This is a genomic window from Ruegeria sp. CG3 (genome assembly GCF_056537205.1).
On sequence record NZ_JBQFRC010000004.1, the window covers coordinates 233,464 to 252,454 of the forward strand.

An 18,991-nucleotide genomic window follows, 5' to 3' on the forward strand; every position below is an offset into this window, starting at 1 on the left:
CCGGTCAAAGCCGCAACCCGTCCTCTCCGAACGTCAGTGCATTGGCCGGATCATAGTCGATGCCGACCTGCGTCCCCGGGGACACCTGATGCTGACCAAAGGCCCGAACGGTAAAGGGCTTGTCGGTCCCGATGTCGACCAACACGTTGGTATCTGCGCCAAGGTTTTCCACGTGAACGACTGTGCCCGAAAGCGGACCCGACTGCCCAAGGCGAGCGTATTCAGGGCGAATGCCGATGAGTTGCCGCCCAGATCCACCGATCCGATCGGCGGGCACGAAATTCATCGCCGGAGACCCGATGAACTCGGCCACGAACCGGTTGGCGGGGTTGTTGTACAGCTCCATCGGGCTGCCGATCTGTTCGACCCGGCCGTCCCGCAACACGACGATCTTGTCCGCCAAAGTCATCGCCTCGGTCTGGTCGTGGGTCACGTAGATCATGCTGGCGTCGATCTGGCGGTGCAGGTTTGCGATTTCGACCCGGGTGTTCAGGCGCAGCGCGGCATCCAGGTTCGACAGCGGTTCATCGAACAGGAACAGTTTGGGGTTGCGCACGATCGCGCGGCCGATCGCGACGCGCTGGCGCTGACCGCCGGACAACTCGGCCGGGCGACGTTCTAGATAGGGATCCAGTGACAACATGCGGCTGGCTTCGGTGATGCGGCGCGCGATTTCGTCCTTGGGATGCCCGGCCTGCTTCAAGCCTAGTTCCATGTTCCCCCGAACAGTCAGATGCGGATACAGCGCATAAGACTGGAACACCATCGCGATGCCGCGCTTGGCGGGTGGGACCTCGTTGACGGTCTGGCCATCGATTTCGACCGTTCCCGAGGTCGCCTCTTCAAGCCCCGCTATCACGCGCAGCAGGGTGGACTTGCCGCAACCCGAGGGGCCCACAAAGACCACGAATTCGTTCTCCTCGACGGTCAGGTCGATGTTTTTCAGCACGTTCACCTGTCCGAAGGACTTGCACACATTGGTCAGTTTCAGGGCGGTCACGTCACGTCTCCTTCAGGTCGACCGGCTGGCCGGATCGAATGCTTTGGTCGGCGGCAAGGCAGATCCGCAGGGATTGCACCGCGTCATTCATATGGCGGGTCAGGTCGATGTCCCGCGCGATGGCTTGCAGCATGTAGGCTTGTTCGGCGTCGCAAAGTTCCTGGTGGCCGGGTTCGCCATCCATCTCGATCAGGGTGTCGCCGCTGGCTTTGTGCACCAGAATGCCGCCCACCTTCGTGTGGCCGTCCACATCATCGGATGCGCCCCTGTTGCCTTCGGTAATTGAAACCGCGCCATTGGGTGAAACGATGTCTTTCACGAAGAACGCCGTTTCGGACATCATAGGACCCCAACCAGCCTCATACCAACCAACCGAACCATCTTCGAACACCACTTGGAACTGGCCGTAATTGTACATGTCGGGCGCGATTTCGTCCGACAAACGCAGGCCCATTCCGTTGACCCGAACGGGCCGGGCATCGGTAATCTGGCACATGACGTCGACGTAATGCACACCGCAGTCCACGATGGGTGAGGTGGTTTGCATCAGCGCCTTGTGCGTCTCCCATGTCGGGCCGTCGGACTGCTGATTCAGGTTCAGGCGAAAGACATAGGGGCCGCCCAGGTCGCGCGCCTCGGATATCAGCCGCATCCACGAGGGGTGATGCCGAAGGATGTACCCAACCACCAGCTTGCGGTTGGCTTCAGTGGCCTTCTCGACGACACGGCGTGCGTCCGCGACGGTGGTGGCCAAGGGTTTCTCGACGAACACATGCGCACCGGCGTCCATTGCGGCACAGGCATAATCGGCATGGCTGTCGGAATAGGTGGCAATCACGGCCAGATCAGGGTTGGTGTCCGCAAGCGCCGTATGGAAATCGATGAAGACCGGATACCCCTGCAAATCCGGGTGATCCACTGTCCCGGATCGGTTCACCAGACCCACGATCTGGGCGTCGGGATGGTGATGATGCGCCAGCGCATGACTGAGGCCCATGTTGCCCAAACCTGCGATCAGAACCCGGATCATTTGACCGCCCCCGAAGTGATCCCGCGGATCAGTTGCCGCGAGAATATGACATAAAGAACCATGACCGGCAGGATCGCCATGCTGAGCGCGGAAAGCACCGCGTTCCAGTCGGTGACGAACTGACCGATGAAGACCTGGCTACCGAGGGTCAGGGTCTTGGTCTCTTCGGCCGGGGCCAGGATCAGCGGGAACCACAGGTCGTTCCAGATCGGGATCATGTTGAACACCGCCACGGTCGCCATCGCCGGACGCACCAGCGGCAGAACAAGGCGGAAGAAGATGGTGTATTCGCTCAGCCCGTCGATGCGGCCTGCGTTCTTGAGGTCGTCGCTGACTTGCCGCATGAACTCGGACAGGATGAAAACGGCCAGCGGCAGGCCCTGTGCGGTGTAGACGAGGATCAGCGCCATCAGCGTGTTGACCAGACCGGTCGCCACCATCATGTCCAGGATCGCAACCGTGCCGATGCGGATCGGGATCATGATGCCCAATGCAAGGTACAGGCCCATCAGCGTGTTGCCCTTGAACCGGTATTCGCTGAGCGCGAAAGCCGCCATTGCGCCGAACAGCAGGATCAGGAACAGCGACACGACAGTGACAATCATCGAATTCTGGAAATACAGGAAGAAGTCGCCCTGTTTCATCACCGTCTGGTATCCGATCATCGAGAACGAGTCGGCATCCGGCAGCGCCAGCGGTTCACGGAAGATCGCCTTGCGCGATTTGAAGCTGTTGATCACGATCACGAAGACCGGAAACAGGGCGATCAGCGTATAGAGGATCAGCGCGCCATGCATGGCGGCGATGTTGAAGGGGTTTCTGCGGGCTTTGTTCATTCTCCTCGGGCCCCTCAGAACTGATACCGGCGGATGCGGGTCTGGATCAGGAACAGATAGATGCAGACCCCCGTCAGGATGATGGCGAACATGCCCGTTGCGATGGCCGATCCCATATGCGGGTCACCGAGCTGCAATTGGAACCCGAAGAAGGTCCGGTACATGAACGTGCCAAGGATGTCGGTCGAGAAGTCCGGCCCCGCCAGAGCACCTTGGGATGCGTAGATCAGGTCGAACGCATTGAAATTACCGACAAACGTCAGGATCGAGATGATGCCGATCGAAGGCAGGATCAGCGGCAGCTTGATCTTCCAGAATGCGGACATGCCGGTGATGCCTTCGACTTCGGCAGCCTCGAGGATCTCTTCGGGGATCGACAGCAGGGCGGCATAGATCAACATCATCGGAATGCCCACGAACTGCCAGACCGAAATCAGGGCCAGCGTGGTCAGCGCGTATTCCTCTTTGCCCAGCCAAGGCGCGAACAGAGATTTGAGTCCGACCGCGGCCAGCATATCGGGGGCGATGCCCCAGATCGGCGACAGGATCAGCTTCCAGGCGAAGCCAACGATCACGAAGGACAGGATCGTCGGGATGAAGATGGCCGAACGGTAAAACGCCGCAAAGCGCAGGCGAGGGTGGCTGAGGATCGCCGCCAGTGCGATCCCGATCGGATTCTGCACCAGCATGTGAATGAAGAAGAACCAGAAATTGTTGCCAAGTGCGTTCCAGAACGCATCCGACCAAATCGGGTCGCCGAACAGGGTGCGGAAGTTGTCCAGGCCTACGAAAACACGGGCCTGATCGACCTCGGTGTAAAGCGCCAGCCGCAGCGTATTGAACAGCGGAAAGACCATGACGGCCGAGTAGACCAGCACTGCGGGTGCCAGAAACACCACGATGTGCCATTTGATCCGGCGATTGCCCATGTTGTTCCTCGAAAGCTCAGGGTGGCTCTGGCCGCCTGGCCAGAGCCGTTTGCGTCACGAAAGACGGGTTACTGGTGCGGGGCGTACCAGCTGGCCAACCCGTCCTGCAGGCGCTTGCCGGCGTCCTCGGGCGATTCCTCGCCCTTGATCACCTGAGCCGATGCGTTCCATGTCTCGTTCTCAAGGTTGGGCGTTCCACGCGACAGGATCTGATAGGTGGACCGGATGGTCGAGTTGCACTCGTTCCGCCAGCTGACGAATTCCTGTGCCAATGGGTCCTCCATCGCCACATCGAAGCTGGAGAGAGAAAAGAAGCCGGGCAGCGCGTTTGCATAGATCTGCGCGAATTCCTCGGAACCGACCCAGTTCAGGAAGGTGCGTGCCGCATCGGCGTTGGGCGACGCCGCGTTCAGACCAATGGCGATGTCGGTGTGATCCGAGATATAGCACTCGTCCCCGGCATTCTGGACCGGCGGCTTGAAGGCGCCCATCTCGAAATCGGCCAGGTTGTTGAAGCCGCTGATCTCCCAGCTGCCGGCCGGATAGATGGCGGCGCGGCCCAGCGTGAACAGGTTCTGGCTGTCGGGATAGGTCTGCGCTTCGAACCCGTCGCCCAGATAGGCGCCCCATTTGGCCAGCTGGCGGTAGGGGGCGACCCACGGCTCGTCCGTCAGTTTCTGAGAACCTTCGATCAAGGCGAGGCGACCTTCTTCGCCCTTCCAGTAGTTCGGCCCGATGTTGTTGTAACCCATGGTGGCCGCTTCCCATTGGTCATTGGTGCCCATGGCCATGGGGATATAGGTGCCGTCTTCCTTGATCTTGTCCAGAACGGCAAAGAACTCGGCTTCGGTTTCCGGAACCGACAGGCCCAGCTCGTCGAACGCGTCCTTGTTGTAGATGAACCCATGGATCACCGAGGCCATCGGCACGCAGAAGGTGGCCGAGCCGTCATCGGTCTGCCACGCTGATTTGGCGACGTCCGAGAAATTCGCCATGCCTTCCAGATCAGAAAGATCGGCCAGCTTGCCCGCCTCGTACAGGCCAAGTGAGGTGTCGAAGGGACGGCAGGTGATCAGGTCTCCCGCCGAGCCGGCATCCAGTTTGGCGTTCAGGGCGGCGTTGTATTCCGCGGGGGCCGATGGGGTGAACTTGATCTTGATGTCGGGATGCTTGGCCTCAAAGGCCGGGATGATCTTTTCCTGCCACAGGGCCAGGTCGTCGTTGCGCCAGCTTTCGATGGTCAGCGTGGTTTCGGCCGTTGCCGCACCGGCCAGGGCCGATGACGCCAGCAGCATGGCAGTCAGTGTAGTTGTTCTCATGATGTATTCTCCCTTTTGGTCTTCTTCTTGGTTCAAACCTGGTCCAACGCAGGGCGCAGATGGCCGCCCGATGCCGTCAGCAGTTCACTGGCCTGCGCTCGTGTTGCGGCGCCGGCGGCCAAAAGTACGGCAAGCTTCAGGTTGCCTTCGGCGCGATCCAGGGCATCAGCGGCGTGCTGAGGTGTGGCGCCGGTTATGTTCCGGATGATTCCTTCTGCGCGCTGACGCAGCTTGGCATTGTCGGCGACCACGTTGACCATCATGCCGTCATGCACATGCCCCAACCTGACACCCATGAGAGTCGAGAGCATGTTGAGCGCCGCCTTTTGCGCGGTTGCGGCGCCCAGTCGGGTCGATCCGGCAATGACTTCGGGCGGGGTGTTCAGGCAAATTGCGCAATCGGCGTGCTCGAACAGCGGTGCGTCGTCGTTGTTAGCGATGCAGATGGTTTTGGCGCCGCGGGACTTTGCAATTCCGGCGAAGGTCAGCGGGTAGGGCGTGGTGCCGCTGGCGGATATCGCGATCACAGTGTCCGTGGGGCGGAGGTCGGCAGCGGCGATTTCGGCCGTCCGAGTGTCATCTTCGGTGTGGCCCGGCATCTCCGCCCCGGTTGGTATGCCGCCGGCCATGCAGATGGCGATTGAATCTGGCGACAGGCCGAATGTCCCCGGTATTTCCGCCCCATCGGCCAAGCCCATCAGCCCGGACGAGCCGGCGGCGGCATAATACAGCCGCCCCCCGGCGCGGATGGTTTCTGCCATCAATGCCGCACCTTTCGAGATATCCGGAAGGCAAGCATCCAGCCCGTTCAGCGCGGCTTTCTGCGCATCCAGCAGCAGGCGCAGAACTTCGGCGTCCGGGCGCAGGTCCAGCCCCTCGGATTCGTCGCGCAGCATTTCGGTTTGCGGCAGCATGTGCGGCGTCATGTGATTCCCCTTTGGCACCAAAGATAATACCTATATAATACCTTTTGTCTACCATTCGTTTCAATTCACCAAGTGCCCACCAAAAAGCGCAAAAAATAGCGAGTCTTGGCCACAAGAGGTCTTTTTTTCAGCCGAAAGGTATTGTAAAGGTATCTATATGGATGAGTCCCTCCCATATCTCATTGCAATTGACGGTGGCGGTACGCGCTGCCGGTTTGCCATGGCCGGACCCACCGGGCGGCATGATCTGGTTCTGGGAAGTGCCAATGTCTATTCCGATCGTGCGGCGGCTATCTCAACGCTGAATGCCGGGCTGCGGGCTCTGGCCGAGCGTGCTGCGATGCCCGAAGCGGCTTTGACCGGGATTCCGGTCTACGCTGGGTTGGCAGGCGTGACCGACGCGGACACAGGCGCTGAAATCGCACGGCACCTGCCATCGCGCATTGTGCAGATCGAGGATGACCGCCGCTCGGCCGTGGTCGGGGCGTTGGGGGCGGTCGATGGATGTTTGATCGGGATCGGCACTGGATCGTTCCTGGCGCGGCAAAGCGAGGGCGAAATCCGGTTGATTGGCGGATATGGGGCGCTCATCGGTGATGATGCGTCCGGGTATTGGCTAGGACAGCAGCTGCTGCGGCGGGTGTTGCTTGCAGCGGACGGAATAGCCCCCGACAGCGCGCTGACACGATCCGTACGCAGACGTTTTGACGAAGACCCCATGCAGATCGTGCGATTTGCGGGGCAGGCGCGGCCAGCCGAAATCGCAGACTTCGCACCCGAAATCATTGCGGCGGCTCAAAAAGGCGATGTGGTGGCCGTGGCCCTGATGCGCGAGGGCGCCGACTATGTCGCTGCAGGGCTTCAGGCCCTTGGTCGCGATGATCCCGAGCCGGTCTGTGCGTTGGGCGGGGTGGCATCGCATTACATCGCCTATCTTTCCGCCGAGGTGCAGAGCGCGATGATCGAACCGGCGGGCACCGCCCTTGACGGGGCGCTGCAGCTCGCCGCACAGCTGGCCGAGCGCGCCAGATTGGGGGCAGCATGACCGCCGAAACGATCGAAACCTTCCTCAGGACCGGTGACTGGATGCAGCGGGCCGTGGGGCCGCGGTACGTTCGATTGCGCAAGCGGATCGAAGAGGGCATCGAGAATGGTCTGCTGGCGGAAAGTGCACCGCTCCCGGCCGAACGCGAGATCGCAAACCTCACGGGCCTTTCCCGCGTCACCGTGCGTCGGGCGATGCAGGATCTGGTAGATCGGGGAATCGTCATTCAGCGCCAAGGCTCGGGCAGTTTCGTGGCCGACGGCACGCCTCGGGTCGAGCAATCCCTGTCACGGCTGACCTCGTTCACCGAGGACATGAATCGACGCGGTCTTGAATCCTCGAGCGAGTGGCTTGAGCGCGGTGTGCACACTCCGTCGCCCGAGGAGGTGATGGCGCTGGCCCTGTCCTCGGGTGAAGCGGTTGCGCGCATCTCGCGCCTGCGTATGGCCAATGATCGGCCCATGGCTATCGAACGGGCCTCGCTGCCGATCGACATTCTGCCGCGCCCGCAGGAGGTCGAAGCCTCATTGTACGAAGTCCTGGAGCGGGATGGAAACCGGCCAGTACGGGCGCTGCAGCGCATATCGGCGATCAATCTGGACAGCGCCGACGCGGGTTTGCTTGGGGTCGAACCCGGCGCGGCCGGGCTGCGCATTGTTCGAACATCATACCTGTCCAATCGGCGGGTCGTTGAATTCACTCGGTCGATCTATCGCGGCGACGCCTATGATTTTGTCGCCGAATTGCGGTTGGCCAACAGCTAGGACACATCATGCAACAGCAGATCACCCGGATGCGCCGGGAAATTGATGAAATCCCTGTGGCCGTAGAGCGGCTTCTTAGCCGGGGTCAGACAGATATTGAGGTGGTCGCTTCGGTTGCCCGCGAACTGGACCCGACATTTGTCGTGACGGTCGCACGCGGGTCTTCCGATCACGTCTGCACCTATCTCAAATACGCGTCGGAAATCCTGTTGGGTGTGCCGGTGGCCTCGGTCGGGCCGTCGATCGGATCGATCTACGACTCGGTTCTGCGCATGCGCCAGGCGATGTGCCTGTCGGTGTCGCAATCCGGCAAAAGCCCCGACATCGTGGCCATGGCTCGCAATGCCCGACGCGACGGCGCATTGACAGTAGCGTTGACCAACGACGCGGCTTCACCGTTGGCCGAGGTCAGCGATCACGCCATAGATATACAGGCGGGCCCCGAACTGAGTGTTGCGGCCACCAAGACATTCGTCACCTCGGCGGTGGCCGGCTTGTGGCTGTTGGCAGAATGGGGGCAGGATGCGGCGTTGCTGGCGGCGTTGCGCGACCTGCCCGAGCAGCTGGATCAGGCGGCCCGGATCGATTGGCCCGAAGTGCGTGACGCTATCGGTGCTCACCCGTCATTGTTCACGCTTGGCCGAGGTCAGGCACTGGCCGTATCGAACGAAGCTGCGCTGAAGTTCAAGGAGACCTGCCAGTTGCACGCTGAAAGCTATTCCTCGGCCGAGGTTCTGCACGGGCCGGTGTCCATCGTCGAGGACGGTTTTCCGGTACTCAGCTTTGCAGCGGCAGATGCGGCGGAGCCTGCGTTGGCGGAGGTGGCCGACGCAATCAGCGCCAAGGGTGCCCGTGTCTTTGCGACCACGGACAGGGTTACTGCCGCGACCCGCATTCCTCATGTCCGCACGGGGCATTCCCTGACTGATCCTCTGAGCCTGATCGTCTCCTTCTACGCGATGGTCGAGGCCTTTGCCGCCTCGCGCGGGATCGATCCGGACGCACCGCGGCATCTGAACAAGGTGACGGAAACCGTATGACCAGCGAACTGCAGGCTCTGGCGGGCGCGGACATTCTGACCCCTGCAGGTATCCTGCAGGATCATGTCCTTCTGTTCGCGGAAGGGCGTATCGAGGGCGTGACGCCTGTCTCGAACACTCCTGGCACAGCGAGGGTGTCGCAGCTTGACGGTGGCCTGCTGGTTCCGGGCTTCGTCGATCTGCAGGTCAATGGCGGCGGCGGGGCAATGCTGAACAACGCCCCGGATCTGGAAACGCTCCGCACCATGTCGGTGGCACATGCGTGTATCGGAGCAACGTCGATCTTGCCGACGCTGATCACGGATACGCCTGAGGTCACGCGCCGGGCCATCGCGGCCACGATTGCAGCCGTGAACGAGGGTGTTCCCGGCATTGTCGGGCTTCATCTGGAAGGTCCGCACCTGTCCCAAGCCCGAAAGGGTGCACATGATGCTGCCCTGATCCGACCAATGGCGCAGGCTGATCTGGATTTGTTGCTGGACACAGCCGCACGGTTGCCGGTTCTCAAGGTTACGGTGGCGCCGGAAAGCGTGACCGATGATCAGATACATGCCATGACCCAAGCGGGGATCGTCGTCTCGCTGGGCCATACGGATGCGAGTTTTGAAACCTGTCAGAAAGCGGCTCAGGCCGGCGCGCGTTGCGTCACACATTTGTTCAATGCTCAGAGCCAGATGGGTAACCGAGAGCCCGGCGTCGTAGGCGCGGCGCTGGCGCTTGGCGAGCTGTCTGCGGGCCTGATCGCTGATGGAATTCACGTCCACCTGGTTTCAGTGCGCAATGCCATCCGGGCAAAAAATGGGCCGGGTAGTGTCTTCCTTGTCAGCGACGCGATGGCGACCGCCGGGTCGGATATCGACAGCTTCCTGCTGAACGGCCGTCAGATCTTGCGCGACGGCAACCGGTTGACCCTCGCCGATGGAACGCTCGCCGGTGCGCATCTCGAGCTGTTGGACGCGGTTCGCAACGTGGTTGCATTTGCGCAACTGCCTTTGCAAGCTGCTTTCGACATGGCGACCCGGTTGCCTGCGGACTTGATCGGTAGATCGGATCTTGGCCGTTTGGCGGCCGGTGCCCGCGCCAATGTGCTGCATGTCTCCGACCACGGGCTGCTCCAGGTCTGGCAGGAAGGTCACACACTCAGCTGAAGGTTTTCAGGCCGACTTATGGTCGTCTGATTTTCCTCGACATGTCGGACCTTGGGCCGTTCATGTCGGGAATCTACATTGTGCACATCTTGTATTTTTCTTAGCCTTGGTGTCGGGCGCAAGCTTCACGCGTGCCCGGCAAGAGGATTGAGATGACGCCCGTGTTCAGATTTCAGGGGATCTATACCCCGGTGGTGACGCCCTATGCGGATGATTTCAGCGTTGATTGGGATGCCTTGGCCGAGGTGATCGAATACCTGGTCGGCAACGGCGTGCACGGTCTGATCTCGGGCGGATCCACCGGCGAAAACTATGCCCAGACCGTCGATGAAAGGCTGGAGCTGGCGCGTTTCACTCACCAGCGCTTGAAGGGTCGGCTGCCTTTGGTGTTTGGGACCGGCGCGATGTTGACGCCGGATTCGATCGCTTTGGCCCAAGGCGCGCGCCAGATCGGGGCCGATGCCATCCTGCTGGCAAGCCCGCCCTATTCGGTGCCGACGGACCGGGAAAACGCCCTGAATGCGCTGGCCATCGACAAGGCGGCCGATTTGCCGGTGATGCTGTACAATTATCCGCACCGCACCGGCACGATGATGGGGGCTGAGTTCCTCGACCGTGTGGGACGCAGCCGCAATTTCTGCGGCATCAAGGAAAGCTCGGGCGACATCAACCGTGTACACATGCTGGCGCGGGACTATCCGCATATCCAGCTGGGCTGCGGCATGGACGATCAGGCGCTGGAATTCTTCGCCTGGGGCGCGCCGTTCTGGGTCTGTGGCGGGTCGAATTTTCTGCCGCGCGAGCATGTGGCGCTGTATGAGGCCTGCGTGCTGAAGGGCGATTTCGCCAAGGGCCGCCGGATCATGTCGGCGCTGATGCCGTTGATGCGGGTGCTCGAACAGGGCGGCAAGTTCATCCAGACCATCAAGCATGGGGTCACGATGAACGGCATCCCGGCGGGCGCGGTGCGGCCGCCTCTGAAGGGGCTGAACAAGGATGACACGCGCGCGCTGGAACAGGTGACCCGCGTGTTGAAACGCAAGATCGCAGACATCATGGCGGAGGGCTGAGGCATGGGCTTGCTGACACGGGACGAATACGCATCCATCGCCGCCGGGCTGGACCTGCCCACCGGCGCTTTCATCGACGGCGGCTATCGCCCGGCGATCTCGGGCGCGGTGTTTCCCACGGTGAACCCGGCCACAGGCGCGGTGCTGACCGAGGTCGCGGCCTGCGCCGCCGCCGATGTGGACCTGGCCGTAGAAAAGGCGCGCGAGTCCTTCGACGACGGCCGCTGGTCGCGCCTGCACCCGTCGGCGCGCAAAGATGTGTTGATTCGCCTGGCCAAGCTCATGACCCGCAATGCCCGCGAACTGGCGGTGATGGAAAGCATCGACAGCGGCAAGACCATCTTTGACTGCGAAACCGTGGATGTGCCCGAGGCGATCCACTGCCTGAAATGGCACGCCGAGGCAATCGACAAGATTTACGATCAAGTCGCGCCCGCCAGCGACGACCACATCGCGATGATCCTGCGCGAACCGATCGGGGTGGTTGGGCTGGTGCTGCCGTGGAACTTCCCCTTGCTGATGCTGGCCTGGAAGATCGGCCCGGCGCTGGCGGCAGGGTGCTCGGTGGTGGTAAAGCCGGCGATGGAAACCCCGCTGACCGCGCTGCGTCTGGCCGAACTGGCGGCCGAGGCCGGGCTGCCGCGCGGGGTTCTGAACGTGGTTCCGGGTGGCGGCGCCGAGGTGGGCGAACCCATCGGGCGGCATATGGATGTCGACATGGTGTCCTTCACCGGCTCGACCGGAACGGGCAAGAAATTCCTGTCCTATGCCGCCGAAAGCAACGCCAAGGAGGTGGTGCTGGAAATGGGCGGCAAGAACCCGGCCATCGTGCTGGAGGATGCCGAGAACCTCGACCGGGTTGCCGCCCATGTGGTGAACGGGGCGTTCTGGAACATGGGCGAGAACTGCTCGGCCACGTCGCGCCTGATTGTGCACCGTGCGGTCAAACCCGAGTTGCTGGAGCGCGTCGCCCATCATGCCCGCCAGTGGAACGTGGGCGACCCGCTGGACCCTGCAACCCGGCTGGGCGCGCTGGTCAGCAAAGACCATTTCAACAAGGTCTGCGGCTATCTGGACAAGGCGCCGTCAGTCCTTCTGGGCGGCAAGGCCGAGAACGGGTTCGTCGAGGCAACCGTGGTCGAGCTGCCGGACAATGACGCGCCGCTGGCGCGCGAGGAAATCTTTGGGCCGGTCCTGTCGGTGATCGAGGTCGCGGGGTTCGATGAGGCCATCGCGATGGCCAATGACACGCCATATGGGCTGTGCGCGTCGCTATTCACCGCCAATGCCAAGCGTGCCCTGCGCGGTGCCCGCGCGATCCGGGCCGGAACCGTGACGGTGAACAGCTTTGGCGAGGGCGACATCTCGACCCCGTTCGGCGGCTACAAGCAGTCGGGCTTTGGCGGGCGGGACAACGGGCTGCATGCGCATGACCAGTACACGCAGCTGAAGACGCTGTGGATCGACCTGTCGGATGATGCCGACGAGGCGGTGGATTGACGCGTTTCACCGCTTGCCGCCTGCCGGTTCAGCGCGGCCCGGCGGCGTGGAATGCCCTGCTGGGCCCGCAACCTCCCGCGCGGCAGCTTTCAGGCAATATCACCGCCGATTTCACCATCGTGGGCGCCGGTTTTGCCGGGCTGTCTGCTGCGCGGCGTTTGCGGCAACTGGCGCCCGATGCGCGGATCGTGGTGCTTGAAGCCGGGTGTGTGGCGGAAGGCGCGGCGGGGCGCAACTCGGGCTTCATGATCGATCTGCCGCATGATCTGGCCTCGGACGACTATGCCGGGGCGGGCGATGACCGGGCGATGATCAGGCTGAACCGGCAGGCTATCGCCTTTGCCCGTGCGGCGGTCGAGCAATACGGCATTGACCCCAACTATTTCGATCCGGCGGGCAAAGTGAACGGCGCGGCCAGTCCGGCGGGACATGCGCACAACCAAAGCTATGCCCGCCATCTGGACAGCCTCGGCGAGCGGTCCGAGATGCTGGACCGGCAGCAGATGCAGGAACTCACTGGTTCCGGGCACTATGTCTCGGGGCTGTACACGCCGGGCACGGTCATGCTGCAGCCGGCGGGCTATGTGCGCGGTTTGGCGGCGGGGTTGGCCGCCGATGGGGTGCAGATTTTTGAATGCGGCGCGGTCACTGGGTTCCAGCGCGACGGGGCGGGCTGGCGCGTGCAGACCGCGCGTGGGCAGGTCTCGACCGGCCGGCTGATCCTGTCGGTGAACGGCCATCTGGAAAGTTTCGGGGTGGAACGTGGCCGGCTGATGCAGCTGTTTCTGTTCGCGGCGATGACGCGAGAACTGGAGGCCGATGCGCTGGCCCGGCTGGGTGGCCAGCCGCGCTGGGGCGTGACCCCGTCCGATCCGATGGGCACCACCATGCGCCGGATCGACACCGGGCAGGGCGGCAACCGGATCATCACCCGCACCTGCGCCGTGCTGCGCCCGGGCATGGAGGCGCGGGCAGCGGACCTGCGGCGCGCAGCTGCGGTGATGCGGCGCAAGTTCGACCGGCGCTTTCCGCAGTTGCGCGGCATCGCGATGGAGTACGAATGGGCCGGCCATCTATGCCTGAGCCTGAACGGCGTCTCGGTCACCCGCGAGATCGAGACCGGCGTTTATTCCGCCTGCGTCCAGAACGGGTTGGGTACCGCGCGCGGCACCCTGACCGGGATCGCCGCGGCCGAAATGGCCTGTGGCGTGCGGTCCGGGATCAGCGAGCATTTCGAAGCCGAGGACCGTCCCAAACGCCTGCCGCCCCGACCGTTGTCTGAGGTCGGCGCCAACATGGTGCTGCGCTGGAAGGAATGGCGCGCGCGCAACGAATGAAAAAGGCCCGCCTGACAGGCAGGCGGGCAAGTGGAGTGTTTCCTAACAGTGCTGGTTCAACTCGTCGGCGGCGGGGATCTCCCGCTCGCGCCGGGCGATGTAGTCGCGCAATGCCTCGTCGGTGGCCGGGTCCAGGCGGGGCTCTTGATACTCGGCCAGCAGCTTGCGGGCGTGGTTCAGGGCGCGCTCGGTGATCTCGACTTCGCCCTCGGCCACCCATTGTTCGATCGAGTTGTTGTCGAACAGTTCGGGCATGAAGAACGCCTCCTGGAAATTGTCCTGCGTGTGCGGATGGCCCAGGTAATGCCCGCCGGGGCCGATATCGGATACGGCCGCAACGGCCTCGTCGAAATCGTGCCACTTCGGGCCCTCGGCCATGCGGTAGGCCATGGCGCATTGCTCGGCATCGACAACGAACTTGGCGGTCGAACAATGCATCCCGGCCTCGTTCCAGCCCGCCGAATGCCAGATATAGTTGGCCCCCGCATGGATCACCGCCGACAGCGTGGTGGCGGATTCATATCCCGCCTGCGCATCGAATGTCTTGGCCCCGCCCAGCGTGTTCGAACTGCGCCAGGGCACGCCGTAGTGCCGGGCCATCTGGCCGATCATGAAGTTCATCAAGCTGATCTCGGGCGTGCCGGCCATCGGCGCGCCGGATTTCATGCTGACGGTCGACAGGTAGTGCCCGTAGATCGCCGGACAGCCGCGCCGGATCACCTGCGTATAGGCCAGCGCGCTCAGCGCCTCGGCGTTCAGCTGCGCGACCGTCGCCGGCACGCTCGCAGGTGTGTTGGCCCCGCCCAGCACGAAGGGCGAGCACAGCACCGGCTGGTTGCGGCGGCAGAAGGCGCGCATCGCCCCCAGCATGGTCTCGTCCCAGACCAGCGGCGAGTTGCCGTTGCAGTTGCCGGTGGTGACGGGGTGATCCTCCATGAACTCTTCGCCGAACAGGATCGCGCACATCTCCATCACGTCCTCGGCGTTTCTGGGCGAGGTGGTCATGCCCATGAAGGTCTTGTCGGAATATTTCATCGACGAATAGGTGATGCGCAGGTGGCGCTGGCTGATCGGGTGATCATAGGGCTCGACGATGTGGTGGGCGCTGGAATGCAGCGCCGGCAGCATGTGGCTGAGCTTGTGGAATATCGCCAGGTCGTCCAGTGTCGGATTGCGGCGCACGTCGTCCAGATCGCGCAGAAACGGCGCGCCGGTCATCGGCACGAAAATCGCGTGCGGCCCGCCCAGGCGCACATTCTTGCGCGGGTCACGGGCGTGATAGATGAAGTCCGAGGGGATCGTCGCGATCAAGTCGCGGACCAGCCCGCGATCAAGATATACCCGCTCGCCGTCAACCTTGGCTCCAGCCGCCTTCCAGTCGGCCAGCGCAATCGGGTCGCGGAACTGCACGCCAACGTTTTCGAGGATGTCCATCGAGGCTGCGTCGATCCGCTCGACCTGTGACCCGTCCATCACTTCGCACAGCGGGATGTTGCGGGTCAGGACCGGCAACATGTCAAAGCTGGGCGCGGTGCGCAGGGCGCGGCGGGCGGCGCGGCCTCCGGAGCGGACGCGGGTGGCGGTCTGGGTCATTCTGGGCCTCCTTTGACACCAGTCTGACCAGCAACTGGGGGCGCGACCTGCAGGATTGCGAAATACTGTTGCGGAATGCGACATCGAGCCCGTGCATTGCCCGCAACAGCTGCTAAGCTGCGCTCCGCAGGATCAGGAACAATGCACAGAGCAGACCGAGAATGAATTCCGCCACATCTGAAACCGCCCGGCTTGAGGGCGAGTACGATTATATCATCATAGGCGCGGGTACCGCGGGCTGCGTGCTGGCCAACCGGCTGACCGAGGACCCCAAGACACGGGTTCTGCTGCTCGAGGCGGGCAAGTCGGACAACTACCACTGGGTCCACATCCCGGTGGGGTATCTGTACTGCATCGGCAATCCGCGCACCGACTGGATGATGAAAACCGCGCCCGAGCCGGGGCTGAACGGGCGGTCGCTGGTCTATCCGCGGGGCAAGGTGCTGGGCGGGTGCAGCTCGGTCAACGGGATGATCTACATGCGCGGGCAGGCGGCCGACTATGACCATTGGCGGCAGCTGGGCAATGCGGGCTGGGGCTGGGACGATGTGCTGCCCTATTTCCTGAAATCCGAAGATCACCACGCCGGCGACAGCGAAATGCACCGGGCTGGTGGCGAGTGGAAGGTTCAGAAACAGCGACTGAGCTGGGAGATCCTGAAGGCCGTGCAGGACGGCGCGCGCGAGATCGGCATCCAGCCGCGCGCCGATTTCAATGACGGCAACAACGAAGGCTCGGGGTTTTTCGAGGTCAACCAGAAGAACGGCGTGCGTTGGAACACGGCCAAGGGATTTCTGCGCCCGGCGAGGAAACGGCCCAACCTGCGGGTCCTGACCGAGGCCGAGACGCTGGGCCTGATCCTCGAAGGCAAGACCGTGCGTGGCGTGCGCTTTGCCCGTGGCGGCATCGAATACCGGGCCCTTGCCCGGGCCGAGGTTCTGCTGGCGGCGGGGTCGATCAACTCGCCCAAGCTGCTGGAGCTGTCGGGGATCGGCGACCCTCAGGTGCTGGCGGCGCAGGGGATCGCGGTTCAGCATGAAAGCGCGGGCGTGGGGGCGAACCTGCAGGACCACCTGCAGATCCGAACCGTGTTCAAGGTGCGGAACGCGAAAACCCTGAACACCATGGCCAACAGCCTGTGGGGCAAGGCGCGCATCGCGGCGCAATACGCCCTGACCCGGTCGGGTCCGATGGCGATGGCGCCCAGCCAGTTCGGCATGTTCACCAAATCCGACCCGATGCTGGCCACGCCGGATCTGGAATATCACGTGCAGCCGCTGTCGACCGACCGGCTGGGCGACCCGCTGCATCCGTTCCCCGCCATCACCGTCTCGGTCTGCAATCTGCGGCCCGAAAGCCGGGGGCACTGCCACATCACCACGCCCGATCCGAAGGCTCAGCCCGAGATCAGGTTGAACTACCTCTCGGCCGAGCGCGACCGGCAGGTGGCGGTCAAATCCGTGCAGCAGGCCCGGCAGGTGATGGCCGCGCGGGCGCTGGCACCCTATTACCCGCAAGAGGTTCTGCCTGGCCCCGAGATCAACGACCAACAGGGCCTGCTGGATGCGGTGGGCGACATCGCCACCACGATCTTTCACCCGGTCGGCACCTGCCGCATGGGCAGTGACGCCGCCGCGGTGGTCGATCCACAACTGCGCGTTCGGGGTCTGGAGGGGCTGCGGGTGGTCGATGCCTCGGTCATGCCGAAGATCGTCTCGGGTAATACCGCCTCGCCCGTGATCATGATCGCGGAAAAGGCCGCCGACATGATACGTGGACGGGCATGAGCACGGCACAGGGGCTTGCGCCTTGGCCTGCCGGACATAAATGACCGCCAGCTTCATCAACCGAAAAGCTGAACCGATGCAGGACACATTGATTTTCGAACGCCGGTCGCTGAACGCGGCAAAATGGGCCAGCCTGTTCATGGCAGGCGCCGGGGTTGTGGTCGGGTTGCTGGCAAACTCCGACGCGCTGTTGCTGGACGGGCTGTTCTCGGGGCTCAATTTCGCAACGGCAGTGGTGGCGGGATGGGTCGCCGCCTCGATCCGTCGCGCTCCGGACCAGAACCGCCCCTTCGGATACGAGATCGACGAATCCGTCTTCGTGATGTTCCGCAGCCTGCTGTTGTTCGGGATCATCCTGATGGCAGCCGGTTCGGCGGTGAACCGTCTGCTGGCCTATGCCAAGACGGGCGAAGCCGCGCCGGTGGTTCTGGAATGGATCCTGATCTATGCCGGGTCGATGGCGGCGATCTGTCTGGCGCTGTTCGCCTATCATCGCTGGAACTGGCGCCGCACCGGCAAGACCAGCGATCTGCTGCGGGTCGAGTCCCGGGCCGCGATGGTCGACGGGGTGCTGAGCCTTGGGGCCGGGGCGGCGTTTTTCGCGATCAACCTGCTTGAGGGCGGGCCGCTTGCCGGTCTGGTTCCGGTGTCTGATGCATTGGTGGTGTTGCTGCTGTGCCTGGCGCTGCTGCCGCAACCGATCAAAGTGTTTCTGGGCGCGCTGCGCGATATCGTGGGTGTGGCGCTGCCGGCCGATGCCCGGGCCGAGATCATTGGGCAGGCCCGCCGGATCTGTGCAGACAGCCCGTTTCAGGTGCTGGATGTGGCGACGGTGCGCAGCGGGCGAGCGCTGTTCCACCTTGTCTATCTGAAACCCGCCGAACCCGTGACGATCGAAGCCTTCGAGGCCGTCCGCGACCGGCTGGCCCAGGCCGCAAGTCCGGGCCGGGTCGCGTTGACACTGGCCTCGGACCCGCCCTTCGGCGCGGCCTCGCGCGCTCAGTAATCGGCGACCAGCAGGAACTCGGGCGCGGTGTCTTCCTCGATCGTGGCAAAGCGCGGGATCGGCTGCTCGAACACGTTGTCGGTGCGGTCGTCATTGACGGTCGAGACTTCGCCGATCAGACAATCGCCTTTTTCCGCCCAGAAGGCGTGCCAGATACCGGGCATCAGCGTGACGCTTTCGCCCGGTTTCAGGCGCAGATGCTCGCCGGGCTGGATTGTCACTGGGCAGGCGTCGCTGGGTACGGTGACGGGGGTGTCGCGGTCGATGCTGCCATCGGGTGCCGAGGCGTAGATCTCCATCACCAGATCGCCGCCGCCGCGGTTGATGATGTCCTCGGCCTTGACGATGTGGCGATGCATCGGCGACAGCTGTTTGTCACGCGAAATCAACAACTTCTCGGCATAGAGCATGCCCCGTCCTGCGCTCAGGTCCTTTTCGTCGCCATTGCGCAGGGTGAACAGGAACAGACCCAGCTCGTCGAACTTGCCCTGGCCGTAATCGGTGATGTCCCAGCCAAGGCCGCGGGCGCGGATGCCGGCGGCGTGCGGGCTGCGCATCTGCTCGGGCGTCCAGTCGGCAAAGGGCGGCAGGGCAAAGCCGAACGAATTGATGAAGGCCTGCGCCTCGGCTTTGATGCGGTTGATCTCGGATCGTTTCATAT

17 protein-coding genes are annotated in these 18,991 nt (G+C 63.1%); 9 read left to right on the forward strand and 8 right to left on the reverse strand.

The window, feature by feature from the left end:
- Positions 1 to 4: 4 nt before the first annotated feature.
- From ACR0NB_RS16690 to ACR0NB_RS16715, 6 genes are all read right to left on the reverse strand, one after another.
- Positions 5 to 1,000, reverse strand: coding sequence for an ABC transporter ATP-binding protein (locus tag ACR0NB_RS16690; protein WP_170457586.1), 996 nt, complete (start codon positions 998 to 1,000; stop codon positions 5 to 7).
- 1 nt (position 1,001) lies between these two features.
- Positions 1,002 to 2,030, reverse strand: a complete 1,029-nt coding sequence (locus tag ACR0NB_RS16695; RefSeq protein WP_480776297.1) for a Gfo/Idh/MocA family protein — start codon at positions 2,028 to 2,030, stop codon at positions 1,002 to 1,004.
- Entirely contained in the window at positions 2,027 to 2,866 is an 840-nt protein-coding gene (locus ACR0NB_RS16700; RefSeq protein ID WP_170341791.1) for a carbohydrate ABC transporter permease, read from the reverse strand. The genes ACR0NB_RS16695 and ACR0NB_RS16700 overlap by 4 nt, the downstream gene beginning before the upstream one ends.
- A 14-nt stretch (positions 2,867 to 2,880) precedes the next feature.
- Entirely contained in the window at positions 2,881 to 3,795 is a 915-nt protein-coding gene (locus ACR0NB_RS16705; RefSeq protein ID WP_093963180.1) for a carbohydrate ABC transporter permease, read from the reverse strand.
- A gap of 68 nt (positions 3,796 to 3,863) precedes the next feature.
- Positions 3,864 to 5,114, reverse strand: coding sequence for an ABC transporter substrate-binding protein (locus ACR0NB_RS16710; RefSeq protein WP_480776298.1), 1,251 nt, complete (start codon positions 5,112 to 5,114; stop codon positions 3,864 to 3,866).
- Positions 5,115 to 5,146: 32 nt separating this feature from the next.
- Positions 5,147 to 6,040 (reverse strand): N-acetylmuramic acid 6-phosphate etherase, encoded by an 894-nt coding sequence (locus ACR0NB_RS16715; RefSeq protein WP_480776299.1) that lies wholly within the window; start codon positions 6,038 to 6,040, stop codon positions 5,147 to 5,149.
- Positions 6,041 to 6,197: 157 nt separating this feature from the next.
- On the opposite strand from ACR0NB_RS16715, the gene ACR0NB_RS16720 reads away from it, so the two are divergent.
- From ACR0NB_RS16720 to ACR0NB_RS16750, 7 genes are all read left to right on the forward strand, one after another.
- Complete coding sequence (locus ACR0NB_RS16720; RefSeq protein ID WP_480776300.1) at positions 6,198 to 7,085, forward strand: glucosamine kinase nucleotide-binding domain-containing protein; 888 nt, start codon at positions 6,198 to 6,200, stop codon at positions 7,083 to 7,085.
- On the forward strand, positions 7,082 to 7,849 hold the full coding sequence (locus ACR0NB_RS16725; protein WP_170341182.1) for a GntR family transcriptional regulator: 768 nt from the start codon (positions 7,082 to 7,084) through the stop codon (positions 7,847 to 7,849). The genes ACR0NB_RS16720 and ACR0NB_RS16725 overlap by 4 nt, the downstream gene beginning before the upstream one ends.
- 8 nt (positions 7,850 to 7,857) lie before the next feature.
- The gene (locus ACR0NB_RS16730; protein WP_480776301.1) at positions 7,858 to 8,889 is read left to right on the forward strand and encodes an SIS domain-containing protein; all 1,032 of its coding nucleotides are present in this window, start codon (positions 7,858 to 7,860) and stop codon (positions 8,887 to 8,889) included.
- Positions 8,886 to 10,037, forward strand: a complete 1,152-nt coding sequence (gene nagA, locus ACR0NB_RS16735) for an N-acetylglucosamine-6-phosphate deacetylase (RefSeq protein ID WP_480776302.1) — start codon at positions 8,886 to 8,888, stop codon at positions 10,035 to 10,037. The genes ACR0NB_RS16730 and nagA overlap by 4 nt, the downstream gene beginning before the upstream one ends.
- A 152-nt stretch (positions 10,038 to 10,189) precedes the next feature.
- Positions 10,190 to 11,107: a dihydrodipicolinate synthase family protein gene (locus ACR0NB_RS16740; protein ID WP_480776303.1), complete on the forward strand. Its 918-nt coding sequence runs from the start codon at positions 10,190 to 10,192 to the stop codon at positions 11,105 to 11,107.
- 3 nt (positions 11,108 to 11,110) lie between these two features.
- Positions 11,111 to 12,607 (forward strand): aldehyde dehydrogenase, encoded by a 1,497-nt coding sequence (locus ACR0NB_RS16745; protein WP_480776304.1) that lies wholly within the window; start codon positions 11,111 to 11,113, stop codon positions 12,605 to 12,607.
- Positions 12,604 to 13,944 carry an NAD(P)/FAD-dependent oxidoreductase gene (locus tag ACR0NB_RS16750; RefSeq protein WP_480776305.1) on the forward strand — a complete coding sequence of 447 codons (1,341 nt, stop codon included), beginning with the start codon at positions 12,604 to 12,606 and terminating at the stop codon, positions 13,942 to 13,944. Before ACR0NB_RS16745 ends, ACR0NB_RS16750 begins: the two co-directional genes overlap by 4 nt.
- A 42-nt stretch (positions 13,945 to 13,986) precedes the next feature.
- Here ACR0NB_RS16750 and ACR0NB_RS16755 read toward each other — a convergent pair whose 3' ends face one another.
- Positions 13,987 to 15,537: a trimethylamine methyltransferase family protein gene (locus ACR0NB_RS16755; protein ID WP_480776306.1), complete on the reverse strand. Its 1,551-nt coding sequence runs from the start codon at positions 15,535 to 15,537 to the stop codon at positions 13,987 to 13,989.
- A 161-nt stretch (positions 15,538 to 15,698) separates the two neighbouring features.
- Between ACR0NB_RS16755 and ACR0NB_RS16760 the strand changes: the two genes are divergently transcribed.
- Positions 15,699 to 17,324, forward strand: coding sequence for a GMC family oxidoreductase (locus ACR0NB_RS16760; RefSeq protein ID WP_480776307.1), 1,626 nt, complete (start codon positions 15,699 to 15,701; stop codon positions 17,322 to 17,324).
- A gap of 40 nt (positions 17,325 to 17,364) precedes the next feature.
- Positions 17,365 to 18,330 carry a cation efflux transmembrane domain-containing protein gene (locus ACR0NB_RS16765; RefSeq protein ID WP_480776308.1) on the forward strand — a complete coding sequence of 322 codons (966 nt, stop codon included), beginning with the start codon at positions 17,365 to 17,367 and terminating at the stop codon, positions 18,328 to 18,330.
- On the opposite strand, the gene ACR0NB_RS16770 is transcribed toward ACR0NB_RS16765, so the two are convergent.
- Positions 18,324 to 18,989 (reverse strand): D-lyxose/D-mannose family sugar isomerase, encoded by a 666-nt coding sequence (locus ACR0NB_RS16770; RefSeq protein WP_480776309.1) that lies wholly within the window; start codon positions 18,987 to 18,989, stop codon positions 18,324 to 18,326. The two genes, ACR0NB_RS16765 and ACR0NB_RS16770, sit on opposite strands and share 7 nt — an antisense overlap.
- Positions 18,990 to 18,991: the final 2 nt, after the last annotated feature.